Annotated in this window: 33 protein-coding genes; 25 read left to right on the top strand and 8 right to left on the bottom strand. The window is 69.1% G+C overall.

Features of this window, described 5'->3' with window-relative positions:
* The first annotated feature begins 25 nt into the window (after positions 1-25).
* Positions 26-1,021 carry a stage II sporulation protein M gene (locus JKG67_RS17030; protein WP_203338544.1) on the top strand — a complete coding sequence of 332 codons (996 nt, stop codon included), beginning with the start codon at positions 26-28 and terminating at the stop codon, positions 1,019-1,021.
* Between the two features lie 45 nt (positions 1,022-1,066).
* Here JKG67_RS17030 and JKG67_RS17035 read toward each other — a convergent pair whose 3' ends face one another.
* The 6 genes from JKG67_RS17035 to JKG67_RS17060 all read right to left on the bottom strand — a co-directional run bounded on the left by JKG67_RS17035 (position 1,067) and on the right by JKG67_RS17060 (position 7,072).
* On the bottom strand, positions 1,067-2,359 hold the full coding sequence (locus JKG67_RS17035) for a DUF58 domain-containing protein (RefSeq protein WP_203338545.1): 1,293 nt from the start codon (positions 2,357-2,359) through the stop codon (positions 1,067-1,069).
* The gene (locus tag JKG67_RS17040) at positions 2,359-3,309 is read right to left on the bottom strand and encodes an AAA family ATPase (RefSeq protein WP_203338546.1); all 951 of its coding nucleotides are present in this window, start codon (positions 3,307-3,309) and stop codon (positions 2,359-2,361) included. The genes JKG67_RS17035 and JKG67_RS17040 overlap by 1 nt, the downstream gene beginning before the upstream one ends.
* Positions 3,309-4,445 carry a DUF4350 domain-containing protein gene (locus JKG67_RS17045; protein WP_203338547.1) on the bottom strand — a complete coding sequence of 379 codons (1,137 nt, stop codon included), beginning with the start codon at positions 4,443-4,445 and terminating at the stop codon, positions 3,309-3,311. Before JKG67_RS17045 ends, JKG67_RS17040 begins: the two co-directional genes overlap by 1 nt.
* A complete protein-coding gene (locus JKG67_RS17050; protein WP_203338548.1) occupies positions 4,442-5,044 on the bottom strand; it encodes a DUF4129 domain-containing protein in 603 nt (200 codons plus the stop codon). The genes JKG67_RS17045 and JKG67_RS17050 overlap by 4 nt, the downstream gene beginning before the upstream one ends.
* Entirely contained in the window at positions 5,041-6,033 is a 993-nt protein-coding gene (locus JKG67_RS17055; RefSeq protein ID WP_203338549.1) for a hypothetical protein, read from the bottom strand. Before JKG67_RS17055 ends, JKG67_RS17050 begins: the two co-directional genes overlap by 4 nt.
* A gap of 271 nt (positions 6,034-6,304) precedes the next feature.
* Positions 6,305-7,072 (bottom strand): FkbM family methyltransferase, encoded by a 768-nt coding sequence (locus JKG67_RS17060; RefSeq protein ID WP_203338550.1) that lies wholly within the window; start codon positions 7,070-7,072, stop codon positions 6,305-6,307.
* 517 nt (positions 7,073-7,589) lie between these two features.
* Between JKG67_RS17060 and rpsJ the strand changes: the two genes are divergently transcribed.
* From rpsJ to map, 24 genes are all read left to right on the top strand, one after another.
* On the top strand, positions 7,590-7,898 hold the full coding sequence (gene rpsJ / locus JKG67_RS17065; protein ID WP_007078637.1) for a 30S ribosomal protein S10: 309 nt from the start codon (positions 7,590-7,592) through the stop codon (positions 7,896-7,898).
* 16 nt (positions 7,899-7,914) lie between these two features.
* Positions 7,915-8,583: a 50S ribosomal protein L3 gene (gene rplC, locus JKG67_RS17070; protein WP_203338551.1), complete on the top strand. Its 669-nt coding sequence runs from the start codon at positions 7,915-7,917 to the stop codon at positions 8,581-8,583.
* Positions 8,580-9,212: a 50S ribosomal protein L4 gene (rplD, locus tag JKG67_RS17075; RefSeq protein WP_203338552.1), complete on the top strand. Its 633-nt coding sequence runs from the start codon at positions 8,580-8,582 to the stop codon at positions 9,210-9,212. Before rplC ends, rplD begins: the two co-directional genes overlap by 4 nt.
* Positions 9,209-9,508, top strand: a complete 300-nt coding sequence (gene rplW / locus JKG67_RS17080; protein ID WP_203338553.1) for a 50S ribosomal protein L23 — start codon at positions 9,209-9,211, stop codon at positions 9,506-9,508. The genes rplD and rplW overlap by 4 nt, the downstream gene beginning before the upstream one ends.
* 28 nt (positions 9,509-9,536) lie before the next feature.
* On the top strand, positions 9,537-10,370 hold the full coding sequence (rplB, locus tag JKG67_RS17085; protein ID WP_203338554.1) for a 50S ribosomal protein L2: 834 nt from the start codon (positions 9,537-9,539) through the stop codon (positions 10,368-10,370).
* Between the two features lie 22 nt (positions 10,371-10,392).
* Positions 10,393-10,674: a 30S ribosomal protein S19 gene (gene rpsS / locus JKG67_RS17090; protein ID WP_203338555.1), complete on the top strand. Its 282-nt coding sequence runs from the start codon at positions 10,393-10,395 to the stop codon at positions 10,672-10,674.
* Between the two features lie 28 nt (positions 10,675-10,702).
* A complete protein-coding gene (rplV, locus tag JKG67_RS17095) occupies positions 10,703-11,119 on the top strand; it encodes a 50S ribosomal protein L22 (protein ID WP_203338556.1) in 417 nt (138 codons plus the stop codon).
* Positions 11,119-11,964, top strand: coding sequence for a 30S ribosomal protein S3 (rpsC, locus tag JKG67_RS17100; RefSeq protein ID WP_203338557.1), 846 nt, complete (start codon positions 11,119-11,121; stop codon positions 11,962-11,964). The genes rplV and rpsC overlap by 1 nt, the downstream gene beginning before the upstream one ends.
* 5 nt (positions 11,965-11,969) lie before the next feature.
* Positions 11,970-12,389, top strand: a complete 420-nt coding sequence (gene rplP / locus JKG67_RS17105) for a 50S ribosomal protein L16 (protein WP_203338558.1) — start codon at positions 11,970-11,972, stop codon at positions 12,387-12,389.
* Entirely contained in the window at positions 12,389-12,628 is a 240-nt protein-coding gene (rpmC, locus tag JKG67_RS17110) for a 50S ribosomal protein L29 (protein WP_203338559.1), read from the top strand. Before rplP ends, rpmC begins: the two co-directional genes overlap by 1 nt.
* Positions 12,628-12,903, top strand: a complete 276-nt coding sequence (gene rpsQ / locus JKG67_RS17115) for a 30S ribosomal protein S17 (protein WP_203338560.1) — start codon at positions 12,628-12,630, stop codon at positions 12,901-12,903. Before rpmC ends, rpsQ begins: the two co-directional genes overlap by 1 nt.
* Before the next feature lie 81 nt (positions 12,904-12,984).
* Positions 12,985-13,353, top strand: coding sequence for a 50S ribosomal protein L14 (gene rplN / locus JKG67_RS17120; protein ID WP_203338561.1), 369 nt, complete (start codon positions 12,985-12,987; stop codon positions 13,351-13,353).
* The gene (gene rplX, locus JKG67_RS17125) at positions 13,353-13,718 is read left to right on the top strand and encodes a 50S ribosomal protein L24 (protein WP_238998618.1); all 366 of its coding nucleotides are present in this window, start codon (positions 13,353-13,355) and stop codon (positions 13,716-13,718) included. The genes rplN and rplX overlap by 1 nt, the downstream gene beginning before the upstream one ends.
* A complete protein-coding gene (gene rplE, locus JKG67_RS17130) occupies positions 13,718-14,275 on the top strand; it encodes a 50S ribosomal protein L5 (RefSeq protein WP_203338562.1) in 558 nt (185 codons plus the stop codon). Before rplX ends, rplE begins: the two co-directional genes overlap by 1 nt.
* 1 nt (position 14,276) lies before the next feature.
* On the top strand, positions 14,277-14,462 hold the full coding sequence (locus JKG67_RS17135; protein ID WP_010831721.1) for a type Z 30S ribosomal protein S14: 186 nt from the start codon (positions 14,277-14,279) through the stop codon (positions 14,460-14,462).
* Positions 14,463-14,550: 88 nt separating this feature from the next.
* A complete protein-coding gene (rpsH, locus tag JKG67_RS17140; RefSeq protein WP_203338563.1) occupies positions 14,551-14,955 on the top strand; it encodes a 30S ribosomal protein S8 in 405 nt (134 codons plus the stop codon).
* 27 nt (positions 14,956-14,982) lie between these two features.
* Positions 14,983-15,522: a 50S ribosomal protein L6 gene (gene rplF, locus JKG67_RS17145; RefSeq protein WP_203338564.1), complete on the top strand. Its 540-nt coding sequence runs from the start codon at positions 14,983-14,985 to the stop codon at positions 15,520-15,522.
* 2 nt (positions 15,523-15,524) lie between these two features.
* Positions 15,525-15,908, top strand: a complete 384-nt coding sequence (gene rplR, locus JKG67_RS17150) for a 50S ribosomal protein L18 (protein WP_203338565.1) — start codon at positions 15,525-15,527, stop codon at positions 15,906-15,908.
* Between the two features lie 31 nt (positions 15,909-15,939).
* Entirely contained in the window at positions 15,940-16,533 is a 594-nt protein-coding gene (rpsE, locus tag JKG67_RS17155; protein WP_203338566.1) for a 30S ribosomal protein S5, read from the top strand.
* Entirely contained in the window at positions 16,533-16,715 is a 183-nt protein-coding gene (gene rpmD / locus JKG67_RS17160; RefSeq protein ID WP_203338567.1) for a 50S ribosomal protein L30, read from the top strand. Before rpsE ends, rpmD begins: the two co-directional genes overlap by 1 nt.
* Before the next feature lies 1 nt (position 16,716).
* A complete protein-coding gene (gene rplO, locus JKG67_RS17165) occupies positions 16,717-17,157 on the top strand; it encodes a 50S ribosomal protein L15 (RefSeq protein ID WP_203338568.1) in 441 nt (146 codons plus the stop codon).
* Between the two features lie 144 nt (positions 17,158-17,301).
* Entirely contained in the window at positions 17,302-18,597 is a 1,296-nt protein-coding gene (secY, locus tag JKG67_RS17170) for a preprotein translocase subunit SecY (RefSeq protein WP_203338569.1), read from the top strand.
* The gene (locus JKG67_RS17175) at positions 18,594-19,166 is read left to right on the top strand and encodes an adenylate kinase (RefSeq protein WP_203338570.1); all 573 of its coding nucleotides are present in this window, start codon (positions 18,594-18,596) and stop codon (positions 19,164-19,166) included. The genes secY and JKG67_RS17175 overlap by 4 nt, the downstream gene beginning before the upstream one ends.
* Positions 19,167-19,191: 25 nt before the next feature.
* Complete coding sequence (map, locus tag JKG67_RS17180; RefSeq protein WP_372442125.1) at positions 19,192-19,998, top strand: type I methionyl aminopeptidase; 807 nt, start codon at positions 19,192-19,194, stop codon at positions 19,996-19,998.
* 55 nt (positions 19,999-20,053) lie between these two features.
* Here map and JKG67_RS17185 read toward each other — a convergent pair whose 3' ends face one another.
* Positions 20,054-21,457 (bottom strand): serine/threonine-protein kinase, encoded by a 1,404-nt coding sequence (locus JKG67_RS17185; protein WP_203338571.1) that lies wholly within the window; start codon positions 21,455-21,457, stop codon positions 20,054-20,056.
* A complete protein-coding gene (locus JKG67_RS19145; protein ID WP_203338572.1) occupies positions 21,458-22,435 on the bottom strand; it encodes an FHA domain-containing protein in 978 nt (325 codons plus the stop codon). It abuts the gene before it with no gap.
* Positions 22,436-22,596 lie beyond the last annotated feature (161 nt).

A 22,596-nucleotide genomic window follows, 5' to 3' on the forward strand; every position in this document is an offset into this window, starting at 1 on the left:
ACCCCCGGCTGGCTACAGTGAGCGCGTGGACCTCGACGCCTATGTGACCGCCCGGCAGGGCGACTGGGAGCGGCTCCGCGAGTTGACCCGCCGCCGTCCGCTGACCGGCGCGGAGGCCGACGACCTGATCGAGACCTACCAGCGGGTGGCCACCGACCTGTCGGTGCTGCGCACCCGAGCCCCCGACCCGCAACTCATCTCCTGGCTCTCGTCGCTGCTGGCCCGCGCCCGCACCCGGACGTCAGGGGCCCGAGTGGCCTCTTGGCAGGGGGTCGCCGCGTTCATCACCGAACGTTTCCCGGCTGCCCTGTACCGGCTGCGCTGGTGGTGGCTGACTGCGGCCGCGGTCAACGTGCTGGTCGTCGCAGTGATGATCTGGTGGCTGCTGGACAACCCGGTCGTCGAGCAGTCGCTGTTCACGCCCGAGGAGGTCGACCAGCTGGTCCGGCACGACTTCGAGAACTACTACAGCGAGTACGCCGCCAGCCACTTCACCACCCAGGTGTGGATCAACAACGTCTGGGTGACCGCGCTCTGTCTGGCCTTCGGAGTGCTCGGGCTGCCGGTCATCCTGTTGCTGTGGAACAACATGGTGAACCTGGCAGTGATCGGATCGATCATGATCCGCCACGACCACACCGGCCACTTCTTCGGTCTGTTGCTCCCGCACGGCCTGCTCGAGCTGACCGCCGTGTTCGTGGCGGCCGGGGTGGGGTTGCGGTTGTTCTGGTCCTGGGTGGCGCCCGGACACCTGACCCGCCCCCAGTCGATGGCCCACGAAGGCCGCACGGCCGGCACCGTCGCCCTCGGACTGGTGGGCGTGCTGCTCGTCTCCGGGGTGATCGAAGGGTTCGTCACCCCCTCGCCACTGCCGACCTGGGCACGGCTGGGGATCGGCATCCTCGCCGAGCTCGCGTTCCTGGCCTATGTCTTCGGGCTCGGGCGAGCCGCGCACCTGCGGGGCCACACCGGCGACATCGACATCTCGCTGCTCGAGGACCGGGTCGCCTCCGCGCACTGAGCTCCGCTGCCAGAGCAAGCCGGGCTGTCAGGGCAATCCTGGCCGTCAGAGCAGCCCGCGGGCCTTCAGCTTCAGGTAGTGATCGGCGAGTTTCGGGGGCAGGTCGTCGGCGTCGGCATCCACCACGTCCACGCCCAGCGCGGTCAACATCGCCTCCGTGTGCCGACGCCGCCCCAACTCCTGCTCGGCGGCCGCCGCGGCGTACACGTCAGCGACGGTGTCGCGGAGCCTGGCCACCCGATCCAGTTCGGGATCCCGCACCGAGGCGAGCACCAGCCGGTGATGCCGCAACAGCGGCGCCAGCACCGGCAGCAGCCCCTGCTCGATCGCGGTCGGTTCGAGGGGCGTCACCAGCACCACCAACGCGCGGCGACGTCCGAGCGAGTTCACCGCCCCGGCCAGCATCGACCAGTCACCCTCGGCGATCTCGGCCTCCAGGTCGGCCATCGTCTCCTGGAGACGACCGACCACCCGCTGCTCGGCGAGCCGCAACCGACTGCGCAGCAGCCGATCACCGGCGAGGAAGTCGACACGGTCGCCCGCCCTCGAGGCGAGCGCGGCGAGCAGCAGACAGGCATCCATCCCGGCGTCCAGGCGCGGTGTGTCACCGACCCGGGTGGCGCTGGTCCGAGAGGTGTCCAGCACGAGGACGACGCGACGGTCCCGCTCCGGCTGCCAGGTGCGCACCACCACCGACCGACTGCGAGCACTGGCCCGCCAGTCGATCGACCGGACGTCGTCACCGCGGACGTACTCACGCAACGAGTCGAACTCGGTGCCCTGGCCCCGCACCCGCACGGCCGCCCGACCGTCGAGTTCACGCAACTGAGCCAGTCGGCTGGGCAGGTGCCGCCGGGAGTCGAACCGGGGCAACGACCGGACCCGGCCGCCGACCGGGCGGGACGCCTGGCGGGCCGCCAGCCCGAACGGTCCGTGCGACCGGATCGTCACCCGGGTCGCCCGCAGGTCACCCCGGCGGACCGGGTGCAACCCGGTGGTCAGCGGGACGGAGCGGCCGGGCTGCACCCGGACACGATGCCGGTTGTCGACGGCGCCGGCGGTCGGCTGCCAGGCATCCCGCACCAGCAGTCGGGCGGAACGCCGGGTGGGGTTGCCCACCAGCAGCGTGGTGGCGGTGCGGTCGCCCACCCAGACCGGCGCCGGTTCGCCGCGTCGCTGCAGGGTGAGCGCGGCAGGTGCGGGCGCCAGCAACCAGTCGATCCCGACCAGCACCGAGACGACCAACAGCCAGCCGAAGACGGTGCCCAGTCCCGGCCAGAGCAGCAGCGGCACGAAGCCGACGAGCAGTGCGACCACCACCCGTCCGGTGATGGCCATCAGCGCGGCACGGGGACCGAGTCCAGCGCGGTGCGGAGCACCTGGCCGGCGTCGACGCCCTCCAGTTCGGCCTCCGGGCGCAGTCCCAGTCGGTGGGTCAGGGTCGCCGGCGCCAGCGTCTTCACGTCGTCGGGGGTGACGAACTCCCGCCCCGAGAGCCACGCCCAGGCCCGGGCCACCCGCAGCAGGGCGGTGGCGCCACGGGGACTGACGCCCAGTTCGAGGGAGGGGAGCTCGCGGGTCGCCCGAGCCACGTCCACGACGTACCCGACCACATCGGGGTCCACGCGCACGTCGGCGACGCCGCGCCGGGCCGCCAGTACGTCGTCCGGGCCGGCGACGGCCGTCAGGCCCGCCGCGGTCAGGTCGCGGGGGTCGAAGCCGGCGGCGTGCCGTTGCAGGATCTCCACCTCACCGCTCCGCTCCGGGATCGGCAGCACCACCTTCAGCAGGAAACGGTCCAGTTGTGCCTCGGGGAGGGGGTAGGTGCCTTCGTACTCGACCGGGTTCTGGGTGGCGGCGACCAGGAACGGAGTGGGCAGCGGCCGGGTCACTCCGTCCACCGAGACCTGCCCCTCCTCCATCGCCTCCAGCAGCGCCGACTGCGTCTTGGGCGGGGTCCGGTTGATCTCGTCGGCCAACAGCAGATTGGTGAAGACCGGGCCCTGACGGAAGGTCAGGTCCCCTCCCTCGACCACCATCGAGCCGGTGAGGTCGCCGGGCATCAGGTCGGGGGTGAACTGGACGCGTTTGCTGTCCACCGCCAGCGCCTGCGCGAAGCTGCGCACCAGCAGGGTCTTGGCTACGCCGGGCACGCCTTCCATCAGCACGTGGCCGTGGCAGAGCAGGGCCACCAGCAGACCGGAGACGGCCGCGTCCTGGCCGACCACCGCCTTGCTGACCTCGCGGCGCACCTCGGACAGCCGTTCCCGGGCCTCGTTCGGATTCATCAGGCAAGCACTCCTTCGGTGAGGTCGGCCAGTGCGGCCGCCAGGTCAAGCAGGTCGTCGTCGTTCTCGGCGGTGCGGTCGAGCAGGTCGGCGATCTCGGTCACCGGCCTGCCGGTGGCAGCGGCCACCGCCACCGCCAGGTCGGCCTCGGAGACCCTCAGGTAGGCCGCCAGTCGCTCCCGGGCCGCCGCAGTGAGCGCCCGGGACGCATGACGGCTGTCCCGTGCCCGGTGATAGAGACGGCCCCGGCTCCGGGTGGCCTCGATCGCCCGCACCGTGACCGGCAGCGGCTCCAGTTCCAGCGGCCCCAGGCGTCGCCCCCGCCACAGCATCAGCGCGGCCCCGGCGATGAAGAGCAACACCAGCCCGGGCCTGGCCCAGTCCGGCAACAGATCGCTGATCGCCACCGCGTCCTCGCCGTCCAGATCGGTGAAGTCGGGCACGTACCAGACCAGCCGCGGGTGCTGCCCCAGCAGCCGCAGCCCGATCGCGGCGTGGTCGCCGGTCAGGATCTGGTCATTGCTGAGCGCCTCACCGAAGCCCACCAGCAGGATGTCGGCGTCGGGCACCTCGGCCAGCAGCACCTGCTCGTCGACGGCGAAACAGCCGTCGACCCCGCGCCAGCCGGTGGACCGGCCTGGCGCCAGCCGCAGCTCCGGGGTCAGCCCCCACGCACCGCAGCCGGCGTCCGCCTCGCTGACCCGGACCCGGGACCTCTCGACCGGCAGTTGAAGCAGGTGCGACGCAGCCAGCTGCGGGTCGATCACCACCAGTCGGGACCGGCGCGTCTCACCCAGTAGGTGGCTCGCGGTGCTCGCTCCCAGTGCGCCGGTGTCGCTGACCACCACGGTGGTGTCCGCGTCCGGCGCTGCCCGGGCCAACTCGGTGGCACCGCGGGCCACGGTCACCTCCACCCCTTCGGCAGCGAGCACCCGCACCAGGGCCTGGGTCCCGAGACCACCCGGGTTGTCGGGGTCCAGGGGCAGCACGGTGCGGGGCCCGGCACTGGCGACCGTCAGCCCCACGGCGAGGGCGACCAGGCCGGCGACGACCAGGGCGAACCGGGCCCGGCGCCAGCCCGGAGATGGCGGGCCCGAGGCGCGGCCCGCGTGCGGCGCGACCGGCATCGACGTCATCGGACCCCCACTCGAAGCGGGTCGATCAGGTCGAGCACCTTGTGTACGTCGTCAGCGGTGGCGGCACCGGCGCCGTAGCGGACCTCGTCGAACCTGTCCGCGGCCACCCGCAACGCGGCGGCCACCTCGACCCGCAGGTCCGCCAGCCGGCCGGCGACCTCGTGCGCGGTGGCACCCGGCAGGTCGTCGAGCAGTCCGTCCTCGACCGCGGTCGCGGCCACGGCTCGGAACGCGTCGAGCAGTGCCTCGGTGAAGCGCCCGTCGGTGAGTGCCTGCCGGGCCCGCTGCTGCCACTGGGCGGCGGTCACGCTGGTGTCCACCAGCACCGGCTCCGGATCCGGCACCCGGCGCTTCGACCAGTTGGCGCGCGTGGCCAGCCAGGCGCCCGCGGCGACCAGGGCCGCCAGCACCAGCACCGCCGCCACCACGCTGCCGCCCGGCAGGGCCCCCGCCACATCGATGAGCCGATCCACACGCCGGGTCAGCCACATCAGCAGCCGCTCGAACAACGCCTCCTCGTGATACTCGGGGCGCAGCATCTCCCGGCGCAGCAAGGAGCGCCCCTCGTCGCCGGAGGGGGAGAGGGGGCTGCTGCTCACCCCCATCCGGGCGAGCGGCCCGAGGTCTGCGGCGCAGCAGTCGGGGGAGTCGCCGCCAGACCTGCCCGCCCAGCCAACTCCACGTCGTACCCCTCCTTGCGGATCCGCAGGTCGAGGTACTGCAGGACGGCCACCGAGGTGGAGAACGGCGCCACGAAGGCGGTCGCTGCGATGGTGCCGACGGAGCTGAAGGCGACGGTGATCAGGATCGCGTACTCGGGGACCAGGAACGGGCCGACCATCCCGAACATCGAGAACGGCAACGAGATCATCGAGCTGGCGATCTGGGCGATGATGAAGGTCAGCAGCGCGATCCCGAAGGTGCGCCAGAACGCGGCCCGGGTCAGCGCGAAGCCCCGGCCGATCGCCTCGAAGACACCGATCGGCTCCAGCATCAGGGCCGCCACCGGCAGGTAGTAGACGCGGATCCAGAACCAGATCATCGCGCAGATCAACGCGGGCACGCTGATCAGACCGAAGAGCACCCAGCCCTGCCACGGGGTGAGCTGGACGATTCCCACCCACATCAGCGCGTAGACCCCCAGTGCCGCGAAGGTGGCACCCCCCAGCAGCAGAGCCAGCCCGACGAGCCGGAGCCGCTTACCCTCGGTGGCGTCCCAGGCCTGGCCCAGGCTGAGCCGGGTGCCGACCGCCGCGGCCGCCACCACGTGCGCGATCATCCCGGTGACCAGGATCAGTCCCACCGACATCAACACCGTGCCGAGGAACATCGACCCGTAGGGCCCCATCACACCCAGCCACTCCGACCCGGTCGGCTCGGCACCGCTGGCGTCCAGGGTCCAGCCCATCGCCAGCGTCAGGATCGAGGTGAGCAGCACCGGGATCCCCATCGCCACCACGCCGACCAGCAGCGCCGATCCCACGGTGGCCTGCGGGTTGAACCTGATGGTGCGGAACGCCGCGTCGTAGATGTCGCCGAGCTTCAGTGGACGCAGCGGGATCACACCGGGCTTGTGAGCAGCCGGCATCGGGGGAGGCATCCAGCCAGGGGGCGGCGTCGCTCCATAGCCCGGACCGGATGTGTACGCCGGGCCCGCTCCCTGTCCGGAGGCAGCTCCGTATCCTGGCGGTGGTGCCCCGGCTCCGGGCGCGGGGTGGCCCGGTGGTGGCGCCACCGGTACTGGCTCGTCTCCCGACATCGACCTCACCCTTCATGCGTGTCGCCCCGTCGCTGACGGCGCTCCCTCGTGACGCCCGTCATCCTCTCAGGTCGCCCGGCAGTCCGGTCAGTGGGCCGTTTCAGGCGGCTGCCGGCGGCTGCTGGCGCACCATGACCACGTCGAACTCGATCATCCGGGCGCTGGTCGCATGAAAGCTCACGGGGAAGAGCCCGCTCACCGTGAGCCCTGCGGCCAGGTAGGCCTGCAACTGCTCCACCATGCCGGGCATGCCGTCATAGATGGGCAGGCAGGAGATCTCGGACTGGAGGCCGAGGATCTCTCCGACCCGGTCCCCGGCACCCTGGAACGCGGGCAGGTCGTATCCCTGGGTGTCCAGCTTCACGAAGACCCGCGGCTGGTCGATGCCGGCACACGCCTCGTCGAGCACCTCGTCGAGGCGCCGCACCTGGATCGGGATCTCCTCGGACTCTCCCAGCCGTCGGCGCCACTGCCTGCCGAAGGTGCTGCTGGGCAGCAGCGAGCTCATCGTCCCCGGCCGGGCATGGATGGTCTGGGTGCCACTCCGGTCTCCCAGGGCGTGCTCCTTGACCTGCCACTCCGGGTCGGCCGCGGCGGCCTCGCGGAGCCGAGTGGCCAGCTCCGGCAGCGGCTCGAAGGAGACGATCCGTCCGGTGTAGCCGCCGCCGCGCAACTGAGCGGCGTACTGGCCCACGTTGGCGCCGACGTCGAGCACCACGTTGACACCGAGATGGTGCAGCACCCACCGCAGGTGCAGGTGGCCTGCGGTGCTCGCGAGCCATTTCTGCAGCATCTCCGGGGCCTGAGCGGCGAAGGCGGTGTCGAAGCTGAGCTCGCCCTGGAGCCGCGGACCGCCGACGGGCAGCACCGTTCGGCGCCTCCTGGAGCGGCGGCTGAGTCGGCGCGGGCGGTGTCTCGGCGCGCCTCGATCGTGCTTCGGAGTCTGGTCCACGTGGGTTCACCCCAGAACGGTCGGTGTGGGACTGACGACGCCCCTCGAGCCTAGCCACGGGCTCAACCGGGCTGCCCGGGTCACCGTCCGCGACGTCGATTTGGCGCGTCCGGTCGAAGTCTGCCAAGATGTACAGGTTGCTCCGGCGGGTTGCCGGGGTGCGCCCCACTTGACTACTGAATCGCGTCTCCTCAAGGCCCTTGGCCGATGCGTGCGGTGGTCCGAGTTCCGGCGTACCGCACCTGGAGACCCGATCCGTCCGACGAAGCCTGTCGGACGCCGTCCACAACACCAACGAGATCCCCGGGTTTCGTGCCGCGCTCAGGTCGCGACACGCCCGACCTCGGGGGTCGGTGGGGCGGAGGGCAGCCGGGCGATCCGACCAAACGGACGGATCGAACAAGGACGTGAACGAGAAGGACGAGTGAGACCTATGGCGGGACAGAAGATCCGCATCAGGCTCAAGGCCTATGACCACGAGGTGATCGACACCTCGGCGCGCAAGATCGTCGACACCGTCACCCGTACGGGTGCCAAGGTTGCCGGCCCGGTGCCGCTGCCCACCGAGAAGAACGTGTTCTGCGTCATCCGTTCCCCCCACAAATACAAGGACTCGCGCGAGCACTTCGAGATGCGCACCCACAAGCGTCTGATCGACATCATCGACCCGACGCCGAAGACCGTGGACTCCCTCATGCGCCTCGACCTGCCTGCCGGTGTCGACATCGAGATCAAGCTCTGAAGGCTCGGTGACATCAATGACTGCAACCAAGAACCGCACCATGAAGGGGCTGCTCGGCACCAAGCTGGGCATGACCCAGACCTGGGACGCCGACAACAAGCTCGTCCCGCTGACCGTGATCTCCGCCGCGACCAACGTGGTGACCCAGATCCGGGCCGCGGAGACCGACGGCTACAGCGCCATCCAGATCGGCTACGGCGAGATCGACACCCGCAAGGTGAGCCAGCCCAAGGCCGGCCACTTCGCCAAGGCTGGAGTGACGCCGCGCCGCCACCTCGCCGAGATCCGCACCGCCGACGCGACCGACTACACCCTCGGCCAGGAGCTCTCCGTGGAGACCTTCGCCGCCGGTGACGTCGTCGACGTGTCCGGCACCAGCAAGGGCAAGGGCTTCGCCGGCACCATGAAGCGTCACGGCTTCTCCGGCGTCGGTGCCTCCCACGGTGCCCACCGCAACCACCGCAAGCCCGGATCGATCGGCGCCTGCGCCACCCCGGGCCGCGTGTTCAAGGGCATGCGCATGTCGGGACGGATGGGCGGCGAGACCGTCACCACCCAGAACGTCACCGTGCATGCCGTCGACGCCGAGAAGGGCCTGATCCTGCTCAAGGGTGCCGTTCCCGGCCCCAAGGGCTCGCTGGTGATGGTGCGCTCGGCCGCGAAGAGTGAGGGAGCCCAGGCATGAGCACCGTCAAGACTGTCTCCGTAGACCTGCCCGCCGAGATCTTCGACGTCGAGGTCAACGTCCCGCTGATCCACCAGGTCGTGGTGGCCCAGTTGGCCGCCGCACGACAGGGCACCCACTCCACCAAGACCCGCGGCGAGGTCCGCGGTGGTGGACGCAAGCCCCACAAGCAGAAGGGCACCGGCCGGGCCCGTCAGGGCTCCACCCGGGCGCCGCAGTTCGCCGGCGGTGGCATCGTCCACGGCCCGCAGCCGCGTGACTACAGCCAGCGCACCCCGAAGAAGATGAAGGCCGCCGCCCTGCGCGGTGCCCTCTCCGACCGGGCGCGCAACGAGCGGGTGCACGTGGTGACCGACCTGGTCACCGGCGACAAGCCCTCCACGAAGGCCGCGCTCGCTTCGCTGCGCTCGCTGACCGACCGGAGCAAGTTCCTGGTCGTGCTGGCCCGCGACGACGAGCACACCTGGTTGTCGCTGCAGAACGTGGGCGAGGCGCACCTCGTCTTCGTCGACCAGCTGAACACCTACGACGTGCTGGCCAGCGACGACGTGGTCTTCACCGAAGCCGCCTTCGAGGCGCTGGTGAACGGCCCGTTGGCTGGGAAGAAGAAGCAGGAGGCCGACAAGTGAGCAACTTCGGCAAGGACCCGCGCGACATCCTGATCGCCCCGGTGGTCTCGGAGAAGAGCTACGCGCTGCTCGACACCAACAAGTACACCTTCATCGTCCACCCGGACGCCAACAAGACCGAGATCAAGATCGCGGTCGAGAAGGTGTTCAACGTCAAGGTCACGTCGGTGAACACGATCAACCGACAGGGCAAGACGCGTCGTACCCGCACCGGCATCGGGCGTCGCCCGAACACCAAGCGGGCGATCGTCAGCCTGGCCGACGGCCACCGCATCGACATCTTCTCCGGCAGCTGAGCGCCAGGACGTCAGAGGACTGAGAACTATGGCAATCCGCAAATACAAGCCGACCACCCCGGGCCGCCGGGGCGCTTCGGTCGCCGACTTCGTAGAGATCACCCGGACCACTCCGGAGAAGTCGCTGACCCGTGCCCTGCCCAAGAAGGGTGGCCGCAACAACCAGGGCCGCATCACCACCCGTCACCAGGGTGGTGGCCACAAGCGTGCCTACCGGATCATCGACTTCCGTCGCTACGACAAGGACGGCGTGCCGGCCAAGGTCGCTCACATCGAGTACGACCCGAACCGCACCGCCCGGATCGCGCTGCTGCACTACGCCGACGGCGAGAAGCGCTACATCATCGCGCCCAAGGACCTGACCCAGGGCCTGGTCGTCGAGTCCGGACCGAACGCCGACATCAAGCCCGGCAACAACCTGCCGCTGCGCAACATCCCGGTGGGTACCACCATCCACTGTGTGGAGTTGCGTCCCGGCGGCGGTGCGAAGATGGCCCGTTCCGCGGGGATGAGCGCCCAGCTCGTCGCTCGTGAGGGCTCCCGCGCCACGCTGCGGCTGCCGTCGGGGGAGATGCGGTACGTCGACGTGCGCTGCCGCGCCACCGTCGGTGAGGTCGGCAACGCCGAGCAGTCCAACATCAACTGGGGCAAGGCCGGCCGGATGCGGTGGAAGGGCAAGCGCCCGACCGTCCGTGGTGTCGTCATGAACCCGGTGGACCACCCGCACGGTGGTGGTGAGGGCAAGACCTCGGGTGGCCGTCACCCGGTGTCACCGTGGGGCAAGCCCGAGGGTCGTACGCGCAAGCGCAAGGCCAGCGACTCCCAGATCATCCGTCGCCGCAAGACCGGCAAGAAGCGCTGAGTAGCGGGAAGGTAGAAGACCAATGCCACGCAGCCTGAAGAAGGGCCCGTTCGTTGACGACCACCTGATCAAGAAGGTGGACGCCGAGAACGCTGCCAGCACGCACAACGTCATCAAGACGTGGTCGCGGCGCTCCATGATCGTGCCGGCCATGATCGGCCACACGATCGCCGTGCACGACGGTCGCAAGCACGTCCCGGTGTTCGTCACCGACGCGATGGTCGGCCACAAGTTGGGCGAGTTCGCCCCGACCCGCACGTACCGCGGGCACGTGAAGGAAGACCGGAAGGGCCGTCGCCGCTGACGCGGCGAGGCTAAGGAGAGATACAGCCATGAGCGTAACCGAGCGTAGGCGCAGCAGCGCCCGCCGTGAGTCGCTGCTCGGCGACCAGCCGGGTGCCTTCGCGACCGCCCGATACCAGCGGATCACCCCGATGAAGGCGCGCCGCGTCGTCGACCTGGTGCGCGGCCTGCCCGTTGCCGACGCCCAGTCGGTGCTGAAGTTCGCGCCGCAGGCGGCCGCCGAGACGGTGTTGAAGGTGCTGGAGTCGGCCGTTGCCAACGCCGAGACCACCGAGGGCCTCGCCACCGACAACCTGGTTGTCAGCGTGGCGCGGGTCGACGAGGGCCCGACGATGAAGCGCTGGCGCCCCCGGGCCCAGGGCCGGGCCACCCGGATCAACAAGCGGACCAGCCACATCACCTTGGTGGTCCAGCCGGCCGACGAGAAGAAGGGACGGACTGCCTGATGGGGCAGAAAATCAACCCGAACGGCTTCCGCCTCGGCATCTCCACCGACCACAAGAGCCGGTGGTACGCCGACAAGCTGTACAAGGCCTACGTCGGAGAAGACGTGGCGATCCGCAAGCTCCTGTCCAAGGGCATGGAGCGGGCCGGCATCTCCAAGGTCGAGATCGAGCGGACCCGGGACCGGGTGCGGGTGGACATCCACACCGCCCGTCCGGGCATCGTGATCGGCCGTCGTGGTGCCGAGGCCGACCGGATCCGCGGTGAGCTCGAGAAGCTGACCGGCAAGCAGGTGCAGCTCAACATCCTCGAGGTCAAGAACCCCGAGATCGACGCGCAGCTGGTGGCCCAGGGCGTTGCCGAGCAGTTGGCCGGCCGGGTCCAGTTCCGGCGTGCCATGCGCAAGGCGATGCAGACCGCGATGCGCTCCGGTGCCAAGGGCATCCGGATCCAGTGCTCCGGTCGACTCAACGGCGCCGAGATGTCGCGGACAGAGTTCTACCGCGAAGGCCGCGTCCCGCTGCACACGCTGCGTGCGGACATCGACTACGGCTTCTACGAGGCCCGCACCACCTTCGGCCGGATCGGCGTGAAGGTGTGGATCTACAAGGGCGAGGTCGCCGGCACCCGTGCCGAGCGTGAGGCTCAGGCCGCTGCCCGTGCCGGCGCCCCCAGCCGTGGCCGTGGTGGCCGCGCCGGTGGCGGCGAGCGTCCCGGCCGTGGCTCCCGCGGTGACCGTCCCACCCGCTCCGACCGTGGCACCCAGGGTGCCCCGGCGGACGCACCCGCACAGACTGAAGCGGCTGCCGAGGCTCCGGCCGAGGCGACTGCCGGACAGGAGGGCTGAACGCCATGTTGATGCCCCGTCGTGTCAAGCACCGGAAGCAGCACCACCCCAAGCGGGGCGGTGTCGCCAAGGGCGGCACCTCGCTGGCCTTCGGTGACTTCGGCATTCAGGCGGTCGAGGGTCACTACGTGACCAACCGTCAGATCGAGGCCGCGCGTATCGCGATGACTCGTCACATCAAGCGTGGCGGCAAGGTGTGGATCAACATCTACCCCGACCGCCCGCTGACCAAGAAGCCTGCCGAGACCCGGATGGGTTCCGGCAAGGGTTCCCCCGAGTGGTGGGTCGCGAACGTCAAGGCCGGCCGTGTCATGTTCGAACTTTCCGGCGTCGATGAGGAGACCGCTCGTGAGGCCATGCGTCGCGCGATGCACAAGCTCCCCATGAAGTGCCGCTTCGTCACCCGCGAGGCAGGTGAATTCTGATGACCACCCAGACCGCACACGAGCTCGACGCTCTGAACGACGTCGACCTGGCCACCAAGTTGCGTGAGGCCAAGGAAGAGCTCTTCAACCTCCGCTTCCAGGCGGCCACCGGCCAGCTGGAGAACAACTCCCGCCTGCGCACGGTCAAGAAGGACATCGCCCGGATCTACACCGTGGTGCGTGAGCGCGAGCTCGGCATCCGCGTCGCCCCGGGTGCAGACGAGAAGGACGAATCCTGATGAGCGAGCAGAGCAGCACCGAGGAGCGCAACCGCCGCAAGGTCCGTGAGGGCCTGGTGGTCAGCGACAAGATGGACAAGACCGTGGTCGTGACCGTGGAGGACCGCTTCAAGCACGCCCTCTACGGCAAGGTCCTGCGTCGCACCAGCCGGCTCAAGGCGCACGACGAGGCCAACGAGTGCGGCATCGGCGACCGGGTCCTGATCATGGAGACCCGTCCGCTGTCGGCCACCAAGCGCTGGCGCGTCGTCGAGATCCTCGAGAAGGCCAAGTAATCACCCGCCCGGCCTCGCCGGACAAGACTAGGTTCCCCCAGGCTCACGTGAAGTGAGAACCGGGGTGACAAGGAGACAGGAATGATCCAGCAGGAGTCGCGACTCAAGGTCGCCGACAACACCGGTGCGAAGGAGATCCTTTGCATCCGTGTTCTCGGTGGCTCGGGTCGGCGCTACGCCGGTATCGGCGACGTCATCGTCGCCACCGTCAAGGACGCGATCCCCGGCGGCAACGTCAAGAAGGGTGACGTCGTCAAGGCTGTCATCGTGCGCACCGTCAAGGAGCGTCGCCGCCCCGACGGTTCGTACATCCGCTTCGACGAGAACGCTGCGGTGATCCTCAAGACCGACGGCGAACCGCGCGGCACCCGCATCTTCGGTCCCGTGGGCCGCGAGTTGCGCGAGAAGAAGTTCATGAAGATCATCTCGCTGGCGCCGGAGGTGCTGTGATGGCCAAGAAGAGTGTGAACATCCGCAAGGGCGACACCGTCAAGGTGATCGCTGGCAAGGACAAGGGTGTCGAGGGCAAGGTCATCTCGGTCGACCGAGAGGCCGACCGGGTCGTCGTCGAAGGTGTGAACCGCATCAAGAAGCACACCAAGGTCGTGGACCAGGGTGGACGCGACGGCAAGACGGGTGGCATCGTCACCACCGAGGCCCCGATCCACGTGTCCAACGTGATGCTGGTCGCCGGTGACGGCGTGACCCGCATCGGATTCCGTCGCGACGAGGTCACCCGGCGACGCGCCGACGGCACGACGTACACCGCTCACCGCAGTGTCCGTGTCGCGCGCAAGACGGGGGAGGAGATCTGATGACCACCACCACTTCCCCGCGCCTCAAGGTGCGGTACGCCGAAGAGATCAAGCCCGCGCTGCTGGAGCAGTTCGGTCACGGCAACGTCATGATGGTGCCCGGGCTGACCAAGATCGTGGTCAACATGGGCGTCGGCGAGGCCGCGCGTGACTCCAAGCTCATCGAAGGCGCGATCCGCGACCTGACCGCGATCACCGGCCAGAAGCCGGCCGTGACCAAGGCCCGCAAGTCGATCGCCCAGTTCAAGCTGCGTGAGGGCATGCCGATCGGCGCGCACGTCACCCTCCGGGGCGACCGGATGTGGGAGTTCCTGGACCGCCTGTTGGCCCTGGCGCTGCCGCGTATCCGGGACTTCCGTGGCTTGTCGCCGAAGCAGTTCGACGGCAACGGCAACTACACCTTCGGTCTCACCGAGCAGGTCATGTTCCACGAGATCGACCAGGACCGGATCGACCGCACCCGCGGCATGGACATCACCGTGGTGACCACGGCGACCAACGACGACGAGGGGCGCGCGCTGTTGAAGGCGCTGGGCTTCCCGTTCAAGGAGAACTGAGATGGCGAAGACTTCCCTGAAGGTCAAGGCCGCGCGCAAGCCCAAGTTCGCGGTTCGTGGCTACACCCGTTGCCAGCGCTGCGGTCGCCCCAAGGCCGTCTACCGCAAGTTCGGCCTGTGCCGGATCTGCCTGCGGGAGATGGCGCACCGCGGCGAACTGCCCGGCGTGACCAAGTCCTCCTGGTGACCCACAACCTTCCATCAACACACAAGTCGCTACAGGTCGCACCTGAGACGCAGGTGCGAAACCGCAGTGGAGAAAGGGCCTCACGGCCATGACGATGACAGACCCGATCGCAGACATGTTGACCCGTCTGCGCAACGCCAACCAGGCGTACCACGACGCGGTGTCGATGCCTTACAGCAAGCTGAAGGCCGGCGTCGCAGAGATCCTCAAGCAGGAGGGCTACATCGGCTCCTTCAGCGTCGAGGACGCCACTGAAGGTCCCGGCAAACTGCTGGTGATCGAGATGAAGTACGGCCGGAACCGGGAGCGCTCGATCGCTGGCATCCGCCGGATCAGCAAGCCCGGCCTCCGGGTGTACGCCAAGCACACCGGCCTTCCCAGGGTTCTGGGCGGTCTCGGTGTCGCGATCATCTCGACCAGCCAGGGATTGCTCACCGACCGTCAGGCCAACCAGAAGGGCGTGGGTGGGGAAGTCCTCGCCTACGTCTGGTGACCAGGACCGAGATAGGAGATACGAAGCATGTCGCGCATTGGCAAGCTCCCCGTCGCGGTCCCGCCCAGCGTTTCCGTGACCATCGATGGTCCTGTGGTGACCGTCAAGGGCCCCAAGGGCACCCTGACGCACTCGGTGGCCGAGCCGATCGTCGTCGAGCAGGGTGAGGGCGTCCTGGACGTCAAGCGCCCCGACGACGAGCGTCGCAGCAAGGCCCTGCATGGCCTGACCCGCACCCTGATCAACAACATGGTGATCGGGGTGACCGAGGGCTACGAGAAGCGGCTCGAGATCGTGGGCGTCGGTTACCGCGTCCTGCCCAAGGGGCCGACCCAGCTGGAGTTCCAGCTCGGCTACTCGCACCCGATCATCTTCGATGCCCCCGAGGGCATCACGTTCAACGTCGACGGGCAGACCAAGCTCGGCGTGAACGGCATTGACAAGCAGCTCGTCGGCGAGGTCGCCGCGAACATCCGCAAGCTGCGCAAGCCTGAGCCCTACAAGGGCAAGGGCGTGCGCTATGCGGGCGAGCATGTCCGCCGCAAGGTCGGAAAGGCAGGTAAGTGACGATGGCGATCTCACTGAAGAACAACAAGCACACCGCACCCCGGACCCGGTCGCGCCTGCGCCGCCAGTTGCGTGGCCGCAAGCGGATCGCCGGCAGCCCCGAGCGTCCCCGCCTGGTGGTCACCCGGTCGAGCAAGCACATCGGTGTCCAGGTCGTCGACGACAGCGTCGGCAAGACCCTGGCGTCCGCATCCACCATGGAGGCCGACCTGCGGTCCTTCGACGGTGACAAGACGGCCAAGGCCAAGCGGGTCGGCGAACTGATCGCCGAGCGCGCCAAGGCCGAGGGCGTCGAGGCAGTGGTCTTCGACCGCGCCGGGAACAAGTACCACGGTCGGATCGCCGCGCTGGCTGACGGCGCGCGCGACGGCGGCCTGTCGTTCTGATCGCAAGACAACAGAGAGTAGAGGAAGTCTCATGAGCGGAGCCCAGCGCCAACAGCGCTCAGGCGATCGTGAGCGCCGCGGTCGCGACGGCGGTCGCGGTCAAGGCGACAAGACCGCCTACATCGAGCGCGTCGTTGCGATCAACCGGGTCGCGAAGGTCGTCAAGGGTGGTCGTCGTTTCAGCTTCACCGCCCTGGTCATCGTCGGTGACGGCGAAGGCATGGTCGGAGTCGGTTACGGCAAGGCCAAGGAGGTGCCGGCCGCCATCGCCAAGGGCGTGGAGGAGGCCAAGAAGAGCTTCTTCAAGGTCCCCCGGGTCCAGGGCACCATCCCGCACCCCGTGCAGGGTGAGAAGGCCGCCGGTGTAGTGATGCTGCGTCCGGCCGCGCCCGGTACCGGTGTGATCGCCGGTGGTCCGGTGCGCGCCGTCCTGGAGTGCGCCGGCATCCACGACATCCTGAGCAAGTCGCTCGGGTCGTCGAACCAGATCAACATCGTGCACGCCACCGTCGCCGCCCTCCAGATGCTCGAGGAGCCCGAGGCCGTGGCTGCGCGCCGTGGTCTCCCGGTCGAGGCCGTGGCTCCCGCGGCTCTGCTGAAGGCTCGTGCGGAGGTGACCGGCTGATGCCCAACCTCAAGGTCAAGCAGACCCGTTCAACGATCGGCAGCAAGCAGAACCAGCGCGAGACTATGCGCACCCTGGGTCTGCGGAAGATCGGTGACGTGGTCGTCAAGGAAGACCGCCCGGAGATCCGGGGCATGGTCAACGCCGTCCGTCACCTGGTGACGGTCGAGGAGGTCGACTGACATGACGCTCAAGCTGCACCACCTGCGGCCTGCCCCCGGCGCCAAGACCACCAAGACCCGTGTGGGTCGTGGTGAGGCGTCCAAGGGCAAGACCGCTGGTCGTGGAACCAAGGGCACCAAGGCACGTGGCCAGGTGCCTGCCGCCTTCGAGGGTGGCCAGATGCCGCTGCACATGCGGCTGCCGAAGTTGAAGGGCTTCAAGAACCCGTTCAAGGTGACCTTCCAGGTCGTCAACCTGGACCGGATCTCCGAGCTCTTCCCCGACGGTGGCGAGATCACCGTGGCCGACCTGGTCGCCAAGGGCGCCGTTCGCAAGGGCGAGCCGGTCAAGGTGCTGGGTCAAGGCGAGATCACGGTGGCGGTCCAGGTGAGCGCGCAGGCGTTCTCCACCGCTGCCAAGGAGAAGATCGAGGCTGCGGGCGGCTCCGCCACTGTTGCCTGATGACATCCGGGCGCGGGCGGCACCATGGTGCCGCCCGCGCTTTGTCGCATCCATCCCTAACCTGATGAGGACCGTCCTGTTAGGCTGCCCCGGGTCCTCGTCACGTGGATCCGAGGACTGTCGCCGGACCAGAAAGAGGATCACGTGCTGAGCGCGTTCGCCAACGCCTTCCGGACACCCGACCTGCGACGCAAGTTGCTGTTCGTGCTGTTCGTTGTGGTGATCTTCAGGTTCGGCTCCCAGCTGCCGGCGCCCGGCGTGCACGTCGCGAACGTGCAGCGCTGCATCGCCGGGGTCCAGGACTCGGGGCTGTACAACCTGATCAACCTCTTCTCCGGTGGCGCGCTGCTGCAGCTCGCCGTGTTCGCGCTGGGGATCATGCCCTACATCACCGCGTCGATCATCCTGCAGTTGCTGGTCGTGGTGATCCCTCGCCTGGAAGCCCTCAAGAAGGAGGGCCAGACCGGCCAGGCCAAGATCACCCAGTACACCCGCTACCTCACCCTCGCGCTGGCGGTCCTTCAGGCGACCGGCATCGTGGCGCTCGCCCGCTCCGGGCAGCTGCTGCAGGGCTGCACCGAGCCACTTCTTCATGACGACGGCACCGCGGCCTTCCTGGTGCTGGTGGTGACCATGACCGCGGGCACCGCGGTGATCATGTGGCTCGGCGAACTGATCACCGAGCGCGGCATCGGCAACGGCATGTCGATCCTGATCTTCTGCCAGGTGGTGGCCACCTTCCCGGGTGCGCTGTGGCAGGTCCAGCTGACGCAGGGCTGGTGGACCTTCGGCATCGTCCTGGTCATCGGCCTGCTGATCGTCGCCGGTGTCACCTTCATCGAGCAGGCCCAGCGCCGGATCCCGGTCCAGTACGCGAAGCGGATGGTCGGCCGGAAGATGTTCGGCGGCTCCTCCACCTACATCCCGCTCAAGGTGAACCAGGCCGGCATCATCCCGGTCATCTTCGCCTCCTCGATGATGTACCTCCCGGCGATGGCGGTGCAGTTCAACCAGACCAGCCCGAACATGGTGGTGCGCTGGTTCAACGACTACTTCGTCGGCGGAAGTCACCCCATCTACATGGCGTCGTACTTCCTGCTCATCATCTTCTTCACCTACTTCTATGTCTCGATCACGTTCAACACGGCCGAGGTCGCGGACAACATGAAGAAGTACGGCGGTTTCATCCCCGGAATCCGGGCTGGCCAGCCGACCCAGGACTACCTGTCCTACGTCCTCAACCGGATCACCTTCCCCGGTTCCCTCTATCTGGGTCTGATCTCGCTGATCCCGCTGGTGGCCTTCGCCATGATCGGTGCCAACCAGAACTTCCCGTTCGGTGGCACCTCGATCCTGATCATGGTCGGCGTCGGACTGGACTTCGTGAAGCAGGTCGAGAGCCAGCTCCAGCAGCGCAACTACGAAGGTTTCCTCAAATGAGACTGATCATCATGGGCCCCCCGGGGGCGGGCAAGGGCACCCAGGCCGCCGGCGTGGCCGACCAGTACGGGATCCCGGCGATCTCGACCGGCGACATCTTCCGGGCCAACGTGTCCGAGGGCACCGCTCTGGGCGTCGAGGCTCAGCGGTACATGGATGCCGGCGAGTACGTCCCCGACGAGATCACCAACGCGATGGTGCGGGACAGGTTGGCGGCCGAGGACTGCAAGCCCGGCTTCCTGCTCGACGGGTACCCGCGCACCTTGGCTCAGGTGGAGGTGCTGGACGGCATCCTTGCTGATGCGGGCACCCCGCTGGACGCCGTACTCGTGTTGACGGTGGACAGTGAGGAACTGGTGCAGCGGCTGTTGGCCCGCGCCCAGGTCGAAGGCCGCGCCGACGACACCGAAGAGGTGATTCGTCGCCGCCAGGAGGTCTACTCCGAGCAGACGGCGCCGCTGATCGCCGTCTACGGCGAGCGTGGCGTGCTGGTCAGTGTGGACGGTATGGGTGAGGTGGACGAGGTGTCCGCGCGGATCTCTGCGGCACTCGCTGGCGTCACCACGTGATCGGCTGACCTTGCTGGGCCAACGAGTGCGTGGGATCGAGATCAAGACCCCCGAACAGATCGAGCGGATGCGTGCCGCTGGCCTGGTCGTCGCCAAAACCCTGGAGTTGCTCCGTGACCAGGTGCGCCCGGGCGTGACGACGGCCGAACTGGACGCGGTGGCCACCGAGCATATTCGCGACCTCGGTGCCACCCCGTCGTTCCTGGGCTACCACGGGTTCCCTGCGTCCATCTGCGCCTCGGTCAACGCCGAGGTGGTGCACGGCATCCCGGGGTCACGGGTGCTGGCCGAGGGGGACGTGATCTCGATGGACTGCGGAGCCATCGTCGACGGGTGGCACGGGGATGCGGCGATCACCGTTCCGGTCGGGACCGTCCGTCCCGAGGTGGCCGACCTGCTGCGGGCCACCGAGGAGGCGCTCTGGCAGGGGCTGGCAGCGGCACGGCTCGGCGGCCGGGTCGGCGACATCTCGCACGGGGTCGAGAGCCATGTGCGTGGCCGGGGCGACTACGGGATCTGTGAGGACTACGTGGGGCACGGCATCGGTTCGGCGATGCACCAGCCTCCGAACGTGCCGAACGTGGGTCGCCCCGGGCGTGGACCCAAGTTGGTGCGCGGGCTCGCGCTGGCCGTGGAACCGATGATCACCCTCGGCAGCGGCGAGACCGACGTGCTCGACGACGACTGGACCGTGGTCACCCGGGACGGCTCGTGGGCAGCCCACTACGAACACACCTTCACCCTCACCGATGAGGGGGCCTGGGTGCTCACCGCGCTGGACGGTGGCGAAGCCCGACTGGCCGAACTCGGCGTCCCCTACGGCGGGCACTGACCCACCGCTCGGTGGTCGAGCCCGCCGCTCGGTGGTCGAGCCTGTCGAGACCCCCTCAGTCCACGCAGCGGCGCGCCCACGGTGAGGCGAACCGGCCACGGATCAACTGCACCCGCACGCACACCCGGTCAGGCGACTCGATCACCAGCCGACGCCGGTCGATGCGGTCGCCCTCGCCGGTGTCCTCGCGCTCCCATCGCCACTCATCGCCGTCGGTGTCCCCCTCAGTGGAGCGCCACCGGAAGGTCACCCGGTCCGCGTCGCGGTCGCCGGTCAGCTCCGGCTGCCGGGTCGGCGCTCCGGGAGCCACGTCCTGAGTCGGGGAGGCCTCGGAGGTCTCGATGGTCAACGGCGGACCCGGATCCGAGGGTTCATCCCGACCGGACGCGGCCCGCCAGGCCAGCCCGGAGACGGCCGCCCCCAGCACCAGCACGCCGACCAGCGTCCACACCAGGGGTGCCAGCCGTCGAGGCGCAGTCGAGGCACTGTCGCCCGCAGCGCGGGTCGCTGGGTTGGTCGGTTGCTGCCCGGGCAGCGACGGCATCTTCACCGCCGTGGCGTCGTCCCCGTCGGCCGCCGGGGCGCCGGCGAGCTGATGGTCGCCCTCGACGGTGATCGGGGTCTTCGGCAGCCCCGCGGCTGCCTCGATGCGCTGCAGCCCACGGGCGAGCTCCATGGCGCTCGTCGGCCGGTGCTCGGGGCGCTTGGCCAGGCACTGCTGAAGCAGCCGATCCAGCTCCGGGGGGACGTCGGGGCGCATCGTCGCCGGCGGCGCCGCATGCAGGATGCGGGCGGTGAGCCCACGCGTGCTGTTGTCGCCCGACGGGATCGCGAACGGCGACCGGCCCACCAGGCAGTTCCAGATCGTCGCGCCCAGCGAGTAGACGTCGGACGCAGGCGATCCGTTCGAGGTGCCGTCCACCATCTCCGGAGGCGCCCAGGGGAACGAGATCCGGATCTCCTGGTCGGTGTCGCCTCCGGTGGCCTGGCCGGCGATGCCGAAGTCGGTGAGCGCCGGCTCCGAGTACGACGTGACCAGGACGTTGCCGGGCTTGATGTCGCGGTGCAGGATCCCGGCGCGATGCGCGGTCTCGATCGCGCTGGCCAACTTGATCCCGGCACGCAGCGCCTCGGGCACACTCATCGGCTGCTGGCGGACCCTGGCGCCGAGGTCCGGCGGCGGACAGTACGGCATCACCAGGTAGGGCCGACCGTCCGCGGTCAGCCCGGCCGAGAGCACCGGCACGATGTTGGGATGGCCGCCCACCCTGGCCATCGCGTTCGCCTCGCTGGTGAACAGCTCCTTCTCGCGCTCGGTCAGCGGCACGTCCGGGCGGACGACCTTCACCGCCACCTGCTGTCGCGGCCAGGCCTGCTCGTAGCGGAACACCTCGGCGAAACCTCCGCCGCCCAGCCGGTCCACGAACGTGAACCCCTCGATCAGTGGGGGCTGACTCAATCAACTCACCTCGTAGACGATCTCGTAGACGTCGGCCAGGTCCAGTGACTGCCCTGGCTCCAGGATGTGGGGTTCGCCGGCCCGCAGCCGCTCTGGTGCGCGTCCGGGTGTCCGCAACGTGGTGCCGCTGGCGGACCCGAGATCACGGACCAGCACCAGCCAGCCGTCCAACTCGACCTGTAGGTGCATCCGGGACAGGTACGTCGAGTCGTGCGGGAGGTGGACCAGGTGTGGCCAGTCCGAGCCGATCGGACTCGGCTTGCGGCCGAAGACCACGCCCCGGTCCAGGGGGACCTGTTCGCTGCTGGGCAGCAACAGCACCCCCAGCACCGGGCGGGGCACCCGGACCGGATCCTCGCGGGGCACCTCGGCCCCACAGATGCGACATCGAGGCGCCTCGGGCGGGGTCAGGTGACCGACCGGGCAGTGCACCGCCAGCACCGTGTCCGCGGTGGGCTGTTGCAGGTGGCCGGGGGTCACGAACCGGGCGCGCGCCGGAGCGCCGCGGAGCACGGTGTGCTCTCGTGGCTCGGCGCTGGCGCTGGCGGCGGCGTCGGCGACGGGTCCGGGTTCGGGGTCCAGCGTGGAGACCGGTTCCACCGTGGTGGCGGGTTCCAGGCTGGACATGGCCGGACGGTCGACGGTGGCCGGGCTGTCGACGGTGGTCGGGGTGCCGGTGAGCAGGTGCGCGGGGATGCCGTCGATCAGTCCGCTGGCCCCGCCGGTCCCGGTGTCCGCGAACGCGGGGCCGTGTCGCCACTCCGGCTCGCCGACCCCGTGCCTCAGCAGCAGCGCCGACACCGCGGACTCGGGGCCGGCGACGGCCTCGACTGCTGCCGGGACGTCCTCGGCCAGCAGTGCCTGACCGAGCCGGTCCAGCAGCCCGGGGGAGTGCGGCTCGGTCAGCACCAGCAGGTGGGCGGGGCCGTGCACGAGCACGGCGGCAGCGGGGATCCGCCAGGTGGGACCTCGGGTCACCAGTGCCTCCTCTCCGAGTCGCGGGCACTCATTGTGGCCCAGTCTGCCCAATGACATGGGAGAGGCTGAAGTTGTGCCCGGCGCCGTGGCTGCTTAGGCTCGTCGGGTCAACGACGTTCGGGCGCGTGATCAAGGGGGTTGGCTGCCGTGAGCCTCGGGCA

The organism is Nocardioides limicola (assembly GCF_016827675.1).
GTDB classification, from domain to species: domain Bacteria; phylum Actinomycetota; class Actinomycetes; order Propionibacteriales; family Nocardioidaceae; genus Nocardioides; species Nocardioides limicola.